The sequence below is a fragment of the Actinoallomurus acaciae genome, assembly GCF_042429965.1.
In the GTDB taxonomy this organism is placed as follows: Bacteria; Actinomycetota; Actinomycetes; order Streptosporangiales; family Streptosporangiaceae; genus Actinoallomurus; species Actinoallomurus acaciae.
Genome location: NZ_JBHLZP010000512.1, coordinates 1 through 9412 on the forward strand (window position 1 = coordinate 1; position 9412 = coordinate 9412).

Consider the following 9412-nt stretch of genomic DNA (forward strand, 5'->3'; position numbering starts at 1 on the left):
CCGCCCGCACGGCCGCGGGCCTGAGCGCGAACGGCCGGCGCCTGTACCTCCTCGTCGTGGACGGCCGCTCGCCCGTCAGCCATGGCGCGACGCTCGCGGACCTGGCCCTTCTCCTCCGGCGCGCGGGCGCACGCGACGCGCTGAACCTCGACGGCGGAGGCTCGTCCACCTTCGTGCTGCGGACGGCCGGCGAGCCCGTGGTGTCCGTACGCAACGCCCCGTCGGGCGGCACCGAACGGGCCGTCGCCAACGGCGTCGGGGTCTTCGTCCGCGGCGAACCGGGCCGCGCGCGGCGCGGACGTCACTGACCAACGGCCTTGCCGCGTTGATAGGAAGATCTTGACGGCCGGTCTAATCTGGTGGATCACTGGGAGCGACGGACGGACGAAGGATCGACATGAGCCTCCCCCTGCTCAGTGACATCCGCGACCAGGCCTCCGGCCTCGACCGCGACCAACGCAACGCGTTCCTCGCCGCCCTGCTGGGCTGGACGATGGACGCCTTCGACTACTTCCTGCTCATCTTCGTCATCACCGAGGTCGCCAAGGACTTCGGCACCTCGCCCGAGAAGGTCACCGTCGCCACGACGCTGACGCTGATCGCCCGGCCGGTGGGCGCGTACCTGTTCGGCGTCTGGGCGGACAAGGCCGGCCGGCGCGTGCCGCTGATGGTCGACGTGCTGTTCTACTCCGCCGTCGAGTTCGTCTCCGGGTTCTCGACCTCGCTCACGATGCTGCTGGTGTTGCGCTTCCTGTACGGCCTGGGCATGGGCGGCGAGTGGGGGCTCGGCGCATCCCTGGCGATGGAGAAGATCCCGGTCGCCAAGCGCGGCTTCTTCTCCGGGCTGCTCCAGGTCGGCTACTCCCTCGGCTACCTGATCGCCGCCGTCGCGTACTTCGTCATCACACCGCTGTTCGGCTGGCGGGGCCTGTTCTTCTTCGGCGCCGTCCCGGGGCTGATCGCGCTCTACATCCGCTATCGGGTGGGCGAGTCGGAGGCCTGGGAACGCACCAACGAACGCCTCCAGGTCACCCGCACGCCGCTGCGCCGGGTCTTCTTCGACCGCAAGGTGCTGATCCGGTTCGTCTACCTCGTGCTGCTCATGACGGCGTTCAACTTCATGAGCCATGGCACGCAGGACGTCTACCCGACCTTCCTCAAGAAGGGGCTTGAGCACTCCCCGGACTACGCGGTCGGGATCGCCGTGGTCTACAACGTCGGAGCCATCCTCGGCGGCATGCTGATCGGCGCGCTCTCCCAGCGCTTCGGGCGGCGGCGGGCGATCGTCGGGTCCTCCATCCTGGCCCTGGTCGCGCTGCCGCTGTTCGCCTACTCCACGACGACGGCGTTCCTGCTGATCGGGTCCTTCCTGATGCAGTTCTTCGTGCAGGGCGCGTGGGGCGTGATCCCGGCGCACCTCACGGAGATGTCACCGGACGCCATCCGGGGCTTCTATCCCGGTGTGACGTACCAGCTCGGCAACCTCCTCGCCGCGCTCAACCTGCCGCTACAGGAGCACCTCGCCGACTCGCACAGCTATTCGTTCGCGTTCGCGGTGGTGGTGGCGCCGACGCTCCTGGCCGTCATCCTGCTGACCGCCTTCGGCAAGGAGGCCCACAGCGTGGAGTTCGGCCGGGATCCCGTCGCCGCCACACCCGAGACGGCCACCTAGCACGCTCGGGAACGTCCCCGGACGGCACGGCTAGAGCCGGGCTCGGACCTGGGCCACCAGGGGATCCAGGTGGCGGGCGGCGGCCTGCGCGGCGCGGTCGGCGTCACGGCCGGCGATCGCGGTGAGCAGCTCCTCATGCTCTCGTGTACCGACGTCCGCCAGCTCCGGGTCCGCCGTGGCCTGGCGGATTCCGTGCGCGACCGCGTCGCTGATCGCTCGGTACAGCTCGATGAGCAGCTGGTTGTGTGAGGCGTCCACGAGGGCGTTGTGGAAGTCGACCGCCCGGGTGACCCGGTGATCGAGACCACCCCGGTCGGGGCTGCGGGACAGTGCGGTCAGCCGCGCCAGGTCGTCCGCGGTGTGCCGCTCGGCGGCCTGCCGCGCCGCCTCCACCTCGAGCCCACGCCGTACGGTCACCACCTCCAGCAGGTCGACCGGCTGGAGTCGCCGTCGCAGTACGCCCTCGGTCTCGGTGCGCGCGCGCACGTAGGTGCCGTCGCCGTGCCGCACTTCGAGCATGCCGCTGTGGGCGAGCGCGCGCACCGCCTCGCGCATCGTGTTGCGGGCCACGCCGAGCGTGCCGATCAGCTCCGGCTCGGACGGGATGCGCTCGCCCACCGGCCATTCGCCCGAGACGATCGCCTCGCGCATCCGGCCGATCGCCTGGTCCACCAACGACGTACGAGTCACCGCGTGCATGACACCCCAAGACGTCCACTCATTGGACCTCTATGCTAGCGTGCCGCGCATGGAATATCGCAGGCTCGGCACCAGCGGCCTGACCATCAGCGCGATCGCCTATGGCAACTGGCTCACCCACACCCGTGAGGCCGCCGAGATCGCACGCGAGTGCGTGACCGCGGCGCTGGACGAGGGCATCACGACGTTCGACACGGCCGATGTGTACGGCAGCCCCGACTACGGCTCCGCCGAGAAGCTGCTCGGCGCGGCCCTGTCCGGCGTCCGCCGGGCGTCGGTGGAGATCCTCACGAAGGTCTGCCTGCCCACCGGGCCCGGCCCCAACGACAAGGGCCTGTCCCGCAAGCACATCACCGAGAGCTGCAACGCCTCCCTCCGCAACCTCGGCACCGACTACATCGACCTCTACCAGGCCCACCGGTACGACGAGAGCACTCCCCTCGAAGAGACCATGACCGCCTTCGCGGACCTGGTCCGCCAGGGCAAGGTGCTCTACCTCGGGGTGTCCGAATGGAGTCCCGCCCAGATCGAGGCGGCCGCCGCCTACGCGGCCGAGCTGAAGGTGCCGCTGATCTCCAACCAGCCGCAGTACTCCATGCTGTGGCGGGTCATCGAGAAAGAGGTCGTGCCGACCTGCACCCGCCTCGGCATCGGCCAGATCGTGTTCTCCCCCGTGGCACAGGGCGTTCTCACCGGTAAGTACCTGCCCGGCGGGCAACGGCCGGTCGAGAGCCGGGCCGAGCATTCGCACGGCGCGCGCTTTGTCGGCCGCTACCTCGGCGACCCGGTGCTGGCCGCGGTGCAGCGCCTGCGTCCGATCGCCGACGAAACGGGCCTCGGCCTGTCCCAGCTCGCGATCGCCTGGGTGCTGCAGAACCCGGCGGTGTCCAGCGCGGTCATCGGCGCGTCCCGCCCCGACCAGCTCCGCGAGAACACCGCGGCCGCCGGCAGGAGGCTCGACCAGGACGTCCTGGACCGCATCGACGCCGCTCTCGTCGACGAGCTCCACGGAGACCTCGCCGAACGCGATCCGGGCAAGATCGCGACCCCGTTCGACGTGATGCCCGCCTGGAAGGCCTGAAGGACGCTCCCCCGGCCGGGCCGCGCACCGTCATCGCCACCGGCGCCTGAGCGGGCACGGCCGGGCGGGCCTGGCCGCGAAACCGTTGGACAAACGCGTGGGGCCGCGGCGATCGTTGGCGGCATGCGCCAGGAAGAGATCTGGGACGTCGATATCGCCCAGCGCTATGACACGCCGGGCACCGGAATGTTCGCCCCCGAGGTTCTGGGGCCGACCGTGGACCGCCTCGCCGCACTCGCGGGCGACGGGCACGCGCTGGAGTTCGCCATCGGAACGGGCCGCGTGGCCGTCCCGCTCGCCGAACGAGGGGTGCCCGTCACCGGCATCGAACTGTCGCGTCCGATGATCGAGCAACTGCGAACGAAGGCGGACGAAGCGACGATTCCGGTGGTCGTCGGCGACATGGCGACCGCGGTCGCTCCAGGCAGATACACGCTCGTCTACCTGGTCTTCAACACGATCTCCAACCTGCTCACCCAGGCCGAGCAGGTCGCGTGCTTTCGCAACGCCGCCCGTCACCTGACGCCCGGCGGCCGCTTCGTCATCGAGCTGGGAGTGCCCGACCTGCGTAGGCTCCCGCCGGGTCAGCACGCCGCGGTCTTCCACTTCGAGCCCGGCTACATCGGCTTGGACACCTACGACGTGCTGCGTCAGCATCTCGTGTCGCACCACTTCAGATTCGATGAGAGCAGACGGGCCCGGCTGACCCGCAGCCCGCACCGCTACGTCTGGCCGGCCGAGCTCGACCTCATGGCTCAGCTGGCCGGGTTCGAACTGGAGGCCAGGCACGCGGACTGGGCCGGAGCCGAGTTCACCGCCGAATCCCGGTCTCACGTGTCCGTTTACCGCATCCCACCGGGACGGTAGCTCCGCCCGCGCCCGCACTGGAGCGTGTTCATCGGCCCGGCCGTTCGCTTATTTCTCCGGGTGCGGCAACAATCATGTGGTCTAGTCCGCCGTATGCCGAGGAGAGCGATGCACGAGGTGTGGCCTGGTACGCCGTACCCCTTGGGTGCCAGCTGGGACGGCACCGGCACCAACTTCGCCCTGTTCTCCGAGGTGGCGCAGCGGGTGGAGCTGTGCCTGTTCGATCAGCGCGGGCGGGAGACACGCCTGGAGCTGCCCGAGGTGGACGGCTTCGTCTGGCACGGGTACGTGCTCGGGGTCGGACCGGGTCAGCGGTACGGCTACCGGATCCACGGCCCCAACGAGCCGAAGTACGGCCACCGGTGCAACCCGGCCAAGCTGCTGCTCGACCCGTACGGCAAGGCGGTCGACGGTGACCTGAAATGGCACGAGTCGGTCTTCTCCTACCGCTTCGCCGCGCCGTCGGAGCTGAACACCGCGGACAGCGCGCCGTACATGCCGAAGAACGTCGTGGTCAACCCGTTCTTCGACTGGGGCGACGACCGTGCGCCGCGGACGCCGTACAACGAGACGGTGATCTACGAGGCGCACGTCAAGGGCCTCACCCGGCTCCATCCGCAGATCCCGAAGAACCAGCGCGGCACGTACGCGGGCCTCGCGCACCCGGCGATGGTCGACCACCTGATCGACCTGGGCGTGACCGCGATCGAGCTCATGCCGGTGCACCAGTTCGTCTCCGAGCACGCGCTGGTCGCCCGCGAGCTGTCGAACTACTGGGGCTACAACACGGTCGGCTTCTTCGCCCCGCACAACGCCTACTCCTCATCCGGCCAGCGCGGCGAGCAGGTGCTGGAGTTCAAGGCGATGGTGCGGACCCTGCACGAGGCGGGCATCGAGGTGATCCTCGACGTGGTCTACAACCACACCGCCGAGGGCGACCACCTGGGGCCGACGCTGAGTTTCCGCGGCATCGACAACTCCGCGTACTACCGGCTCAGCGACAGCGACCGGCGCTACAACCTCGACTACACCGGCTGCGGCAACAGCCTCAACGTCCGGCATCCGCACGCGCTTCAGCTGATCATGGACTCGCTGCGCTACTGGGTGCTGGAGATGCACGTGGACGGCTTCCGGTTCGACCTGGCGTCGGCGCTGGCGCGGGAGTTCCACGACGTCGACCGGCTGTCGGCCTTCTTCGACCTGGTGCAGCAGGACCCGGTGGTCTCCCAGGTCAAGCTGATCGCCGAGCCGTGGGACGTCGGCGAGGGCGGCTACCAGGTCGGCAACTTCCCGCCGCGTGGACCGAGTGGAACGGCAAGTACCGCGACTCGGTCCGCGACTTCTGGCGTGGCGAGCCGGTGCTGCCGGAGTTCGCCTCGCGCCTGACCGGCTCCAGCGACCTGTACGCCGACGACGGCCGGCGGCCGCTCGCCTCGATCAACTTCGTCACCTGCCACGACGGCTTCAGCCTGCACGACCTGGTCTCCTACGACCACAAGCACAATGAGGCCAACGGCGAGGACAACCGCGACGGCACCGACGACAACCGCTCGTGGAACCACGGGGTCGAGGGCGAGACCGACGACCCCGCGATCCGCGCGCTGCGGCTGCGCCAGAAGCGCAACCTCATCGCCACGCTGTTCCTGTCGCAGGGCGTGCCGATGATCTCCCACGGCGACGAGCTGAGCCGCACGCAGCGCGGCAACAACAACGCCTACTGCCAGGACAACGAGCTCGCCTGGATGTCCTGGCGGGCCGAGGACGACCTCGTCGATTTCGTCCAGCGGGTCTCGGCGCTGCGCGGCGACCATCCGGTGTTCCGGCGGCGCCGCTTCTTCGAGGGCCGCACACACGGCGCCGGCCTGGACGGCGAGCGCGACCTCGTCTGGCTGACACCGGCCGGCGAGGAGATGACGGAGTCGGACTGGCACACCGGCTACGCCCGCGCGGTCGCGGTCTACCTCAACGGCGACGCCATCACCGAGCCGGACACCCGCGGTCAGCGGGTACGCGACGGCTCCTTCCTGCTCCTGTTCAACGCCCACTCCGAGAGCATCACCTTCCGGCTGCCCGAGGAGGGGTACGGCGAGCAGTGGGAGATCGCCCTCGACACGGCCACCGACCTGGTGAGCGGCCGAGAACCGATCAAGGCACGCGACGAGGTCGAGGTGATCGACCGCGGCATGCTGCTCCTGCGGAGGCTCAGTGGCGGCTCACCGTGATGGCGGTGAGCAGCACGAGCACGAACGTCAGCGTCGCCACCGCCCCGTGGGCCACGACCGCGACGACCGGGAAGACCTGCTCGCCGTCACGCGCGTGCTTGCCGCCCTGGCCCGTGAGCCAGCGCGTGAACATGGTGAACCCCAGCAGTGCCACCAGCACCAGGGCGCCGAAAGAGCTCCAGGCGTACACGCAGCTGCGCGTCAGCAGGAACGCCACCCAGGTCGCCAGGGCGAGCAGGGCGAGCGCGGGATGGCCGAGGAACAGCACGGCCGGATAGCGGGTGACCTTGGTGCCCTGCCGCCGGAGCCCGCCCTCGGAGAACCGGCGTACGAGGAGGCGCAGTCCCGCCACCGCGGTGAGCACCCACATGACTAACGCGGCGATCTCCAACGCATCTCCTTCTCCCGGACCTCTCCCCTTCCGGCACAAGTCTTCCTGGAAAACGGCGATTTGATAAGCCGAATGCAGCCATCCAGTCGCAAAATGTGACCGAACATATGTCTGACCCCGGCGGCAGGGCGACGTGGGCGAGCGGGGGACCCTGCCCTGCGAGCGGGCTCTGCCATACGATGAGTTCCCAGCTCACCGCCGGGATACGTAAGGGGATGAGCGCATGGACCTTCCGGTGAGTCCGCCGGTCGCACCGATGCTCGCCAAGGCCGTCAAGGAGCTCCCGCGCGGCGACCTGCTGTACGAGCCCAAGTGGGACGGGTTCCGTGCGGTCGTGTTCCGCGACGGCGACGAGATCGACATCCGTGGCCGCAACGGCAAGCCGCTCGGCCGCTACTTCCCCGAGCTGATCGAGGGATTCGGCCGCGAGCTGCCCGAACGCTGCGTGCTCGACGGCGAGATCGTCCTGCGGCAGGGGCAGGTGCTGGAGTTCGAGGTGCTCCAGCAGCGCATTCACCCGGCCGCCTCGCGCATCAAGCTCCTCGCCGAGCAGACCCCGGCGTCGTACGTCGCCTTCGACCTGCTGGCGCTGGGCGACGAGTCGCTCATGGAGACGCCGTTCGGCGAGCGCCGGGCCCGGCTCACCGAGGCGCTGGCGGGCGTCAAGACGCCGGTCCACCTGACCCCGGCCACCGACCGGTACGACGTGGGCCTGCGGTGGTTCTCCGAGTTCGAGGGCGCCGGGCTGGACGGGGTGATCGCCAAACCGCTGGAGGGGCCGTACGAGCCGGACAAGCGGGCCATGTTCAAGGTCAAGCCCGAGCGCACCGCCGACTGTGTGGTGGCCGGGTTCCGCTGGCACAAGTCCGGGCCGATCGTCGGATCGCTGCTGCTCGGCCTGTACGACAACGGGCGGCTCCAGCACGTGGGCGTCTCGGCGTCCTTCCCGATGAAACGGCGCGCGGAGCTGGTGGACGAGCTGGCCCCGTACCGGATGACCGAGCTCGACGGACACCCCTGGGCCGAATGGGCCGCCCAGACGGAGGCCACCGCCGACCGGATGCCCGGCGCGATCACCCGCTGGAACGCCAAGAAGGACCTGTCGTGGGTCGCGGTGCGGCCTGAGCTGGTGTGCGAGGTCGCCTACGACCAGATGGAGGGCCGCAGGTTCCGGCACACGGCGCGGTTCCGCCGGTGGCGCCCGGACCGCACGCCGGAGTCGTGCGGCTACGACCAGCTCGAAGTGCCGGTGGCCTACGACCTGGACGACATCCTGGGCACCTGAGCCGCGGGCGCTGCAGCCTTAAGCGTCAGTTCACCTGCCGGTCGCCTGATCACCTCCGACCTCCACCACTGCGGATGATCTTCTATGTCCAGAACATCCGTTTTTATCCAGTTGGAGGTCCTCGATGGTGCGTCGAAGATGGATGGCCGCGGGCATCGCCCTGATCGCCGCGTCCACGGCGGCGATCACCGGTCCGGCCTCGGCCACCGCGCGGCCGGGCAGGATCGTGTTGCCGTGGAGATCGGCCACGGCGACGTGGACCTCCACCTCACCGGCTCCGGGCGTGGAGGTGCGGACCGCGTCGATCTCCGTGCCGCAGGCGCGTCCCGGGTGGACCGTCACCGTGCAGGCTCCCGCCGTGAACCGGCTGACCGGCGCCGCCGCCTGGGCGGAGCTCGGGGACGCGCGGTGGGCCGCCGGGTCGGTCTCGCGGCTGGCCGCGGCGGGGATCGACGCGCACGTCGACCGGGTGCCCTGGCCCGCCTTCACCGACACCCCGCACGGCACGGAGGGCTTCCGCGTACGCGTCGGCGTCTTCGCCTCCCAGGCCGACGCGAAGACGCAGGCGGACGCGGTCGTCTCCGCCGGCCTGCATCCGCTGGTCGAATGGACCGGCTACGACGCCGACCGGGCGCCCGACCGGGAGAGCGTCCACGTCGGCATCGTGGATCCCACGCGGTTCCGCGGCAGGATCGTCGCCGACCACGGCGGCGCGGTCGCCGGACGGTCGACGACCTCGGCCCAGGCCCGCGCGGCCGGCTCCGTCCTCGCGGTCAACGCCGGTTTCTTCATCACCGCCGACGCCGACGGCGTCCAGGGCACGCAGGCGGGTCTCGGCGTCTACGGCGGCGTGCTCGACGCCCAGTCCTCCGGCGGCCGGGCCGCTCTCATCCTCCAGGACGGGGGCCGGCGCAGCCGGGTCGCGAACCTCACCTCCCGCGCGGCCGTCCGCGACGGCGCGTCGTCGTACGCGATCAACGGGACCAACCGGGTGCCGGGCAAGATCCGTGACTGCGGGCGGCCCGGGGTGTCACCGACCGAGCAGCCGCGTCAGGACTTCACCTGCACCAGCGCCGATGACCTGGTGGAGTTCACGTCGCACTACGGCGCGGACCTTCCCGCCGGGGCCGGCGCGCAGGCCGTGCTCGACGGCCACGGCCGGGTGGTCGGCGCGGGCACCTTCGGCGGCCGGGGC

At 70.2% G+C, this 9412-nt stretch carries 9 protein-coding genes and 1 pseudogene; 7 read left to right on the forward strand and 3 right to left on the reverse strand.

What is annotated here, in order from left to right; genetic code table 11:
* Positions 1-308 (forward strand): phosphodiester glycosidase family protein (locus tag ACFFNX_RS40365; protein ID WP_378211455.1); only part of this gene is annotated, 308 nt, incomplete at its 5' end.
* An 89-nt stretch (positions 309-397) separates the two neighbouring features.
* On the forward strand, positions 398-1672 hold the full coding sequence (locus ACFFNX_RS40370; protein ID WP_378211456.1) for an MFS transporter: 1275 nt from the start codon (positions 398-400) through the stop codon (positions 1670-1672).
* Between the two features lie 30 nt (positions 1673-1702).
* On the opposite strand, the gene ACFFNX_RS40375 is transcribed toward ACFFNX_RS40370, so the two are convergent.
* Positions 1703-2371 (reverse strand): FadR/GntR family transcriptional regulator, encoded by a 669-nt coding sequence (locus tag ACFFNX_RS40375; protein WP_378211457.1) that lies wholly within the window; start codon positions 2369-2371, stop codon positions 1703-1705.
* A gap of 49 nt (positions 2372-2420) precedes the next feature.
* On the opposite strand from ACFFNX_RS40375, the gene ACFFNX_RS40380 reads away from it, so the two are divergent.
* The 3 genes and pseudogenes from ACFFNX_RS40380 to glgX all read left to right on the forward strand — a co-directional run bounded on the left by ACFFNX_RS40380 (position 2421) and on the right by glgX (position 6541).
* On the forward strand, positions 2421-3452 hold the full coding sequence (locus ACFFNX_RS40380; RefSeq protein WP_378211459.1) for an aldo/keto reductase family protein: 1032 nt from the start codon (positions 2421-2423) through the stop codon (positions 3450-3452).
* Positions 3453-3575: 123 nt separating this feature from the next.
* The gene (locus tag ACFFNX_RS40385) at positions 3576-4319 is read left to right on the forward strand and encodes a class I SAM-dependent DNA methyltransferase (protein ID WP_378211460.1); all 744 of its coding nucleotides are present in this window, start codon (positions 3576-3578) and stop codon (positions 4317-4319) included.
* 108 nt (positions 4320-4427) lie between these two features.
* Positions 4428-6541 (forward strand): annotated as a pseudogene (gene glgX, locus ACFFNX_RS40390) (glycogen debranching protein GlgX).
* On the opposite strand, the gene ACFFNX_RS40395 reads toward glgX, so the two are convergent.
* The gene (locus tag ACFFNX_RS40395) at positions 6522-6932 is read right to left on the reverse strand and encodes a hypothetical protein (RefSeq protein WP_378211461.1); all 411 of its coding nucleotides are present in this window, start codon (positions 6930-6932) and stop codon (positions 6522-6524) included. The pseudogene glgX and the gene ACFFNX_RS40395 sit on opposite strands and share 20 nt — an antisense overlap.
* A 223-nt stretch (positions 6933-7155) precedes the next feature.
* Between ACFFNX_RS40395 and ACFFNX_RS40400 the strand changes: the two genes are divergently transcribed.
* On the forward strand, positions 7156-8217 hold the full coding sequence (locus ACFFNX_RS40400; RefSeq protein ID WP_378211462.1) for an ATP-dependent DNA ligase: 1062 nt from the start codon (positions 7156-7158) through the stop codon (positions 8215-8217).
* Between the two features lie 30 nt (positions 8218-8247).
* Here the strand turns inward: ACFFNX_RS40400 and ACFFNX_RS40405 are convergent, their stop codons facing one another.
* Positions 8248-8559, reverse strand: coding sequence for a hypothetical protein (locus ACFFNX_RS40405; RefSeq protein WP_378211463.1), 312 nt, complete (start codon positions 8557-8559; stop codon positions 8248-8250).
* A gap of 16 nt (positions 8560-8575) precedes the next feature.
* On the opposite strand from ACFFNX_RS40405, the gene ACFFNX_RS40410 reads away from it, so the two are divergent.
* Positions 8576-9412 (forward strand): SPOR domain-containing protein (locus tag ACFFNX_RS40410; protein WP_378211464.1); only part of this gene is annotated, 837 nt, incomplete at its 3' end.